This window comes from Limosilactobacillus reuteri, assembly GCF_002254085.1.
Lineage (GTDB): Bacteria > Bacillota > Bacilli > Lactobacillales > Lactobacillaceae > Limosilactobacillus > Limosilactobacillus reuteri_K.
Genome location: NZ_NGPY01000052.1, coordinates 1 through 975, shown reverse-complemented (window position 1 = coordinate 975; position 975 = coordinate 1). Strand labels below are relative to the sequence as shown.

Sequence of the window (975 nt, the reverse complement as noted above, 5' to 3'; positions counted from 1 at the left end):
GAAAACCTGCCTTGATTTGCGCATGGATATAGTTAACTTCGATAGTTGGCAGTTGGGTCTGCTTCCGACCACAACGACGCTTATGTCGCTGATAAGTCTGAAGATATTGGTCGATGGTTTTACCGTCGTTGAGGAAACGATAAACACGATAGATGGTTTCTTGACTACGCTGAAGTAATTTAGCAGCCCGATAAGCTTTAATACCTTGATACCAAAAATCAGCTATGAGAGTTAATTCACGTGTGGTAAGATGTTTATAGGTCATTTGTGATTGCCTTTCTTTTGATTAGGGATATTCAAAAGTCTATCACAAATGGCTTTTTATTTTTTCTAACTTAATTTTACAAACGATGAAATAGAAAAACTGTAATTCTTTATAAATTCTAATCATCCGGGTAGAATAAGACTTGAGGAGGTCTTTAGAATGAAGATAACAAAACTTATTGTAGGAATTATTATGATTGTGTTAGCCATTATTATATTTGTTCAATCGATTGTAAAAGGTTTTGGGAATCCTAATCCTGCAATTCATATTTATGCCGGAACAGCTGAATTAATTGTTTCGCTATTATATCTGGCATCAGGAATTGTCTATATCGCTACTTGTGGTATTGATGGTTTAGGTGGCGATATTGCTGGATTATCGATGATGCTAATCAGTTGGGTTTTAGGTTTGTTAACGTGTACTATCTATCTTCCATTGCAACTATGGGCATGGTTGGCTTTAATTATCGGAGTCGGCTTCTTTGTCTGGCATATTATGTTACGACGTGAATAAATTATGCTAGTTATTGGGCAATCCAATGATGTTCGCTTTTAGCCTACGTTATTAGATTGCCTATTTTTTTAATCATAACCACCCGTCAAACGGGTGGTTTGCACATCGGCTATAAGCCGATAATAAAAGCCGGCGTCTCAAGGCGCTGGCTTTCGCTTTGCTCAAGCCAAAATGCTCTGACTACTTTGCCACCACTT

General features: G+C 37.4%; 1 protein-coding gene and 1 pseudogene. One reads left to right on the top strand and one right to left on the bottom strand.

The window, feature by feature from the left end:
• Positions 1–265, bottom strand: a pseudogene (locus CBG10_RS08310) (IS30 family transposase); the annotation flags it as partial.
• 159 nt (positions 266–424) lie between these two features.
• Here CBG10_RS08310 and CBG10_RS08305 point away from each other — a divergent pair.
• A complete protein-coding gene (locus CBG10_RS08305) occupies positions 425–778 on the top strand; it encodes a hypothetical protein (protein ID WP_094502523.1) in 354 nt (117 codons plus the stop codon).
• The last annotated feature ends 197 nt before the right edge of the window (positions 779–975 follow it).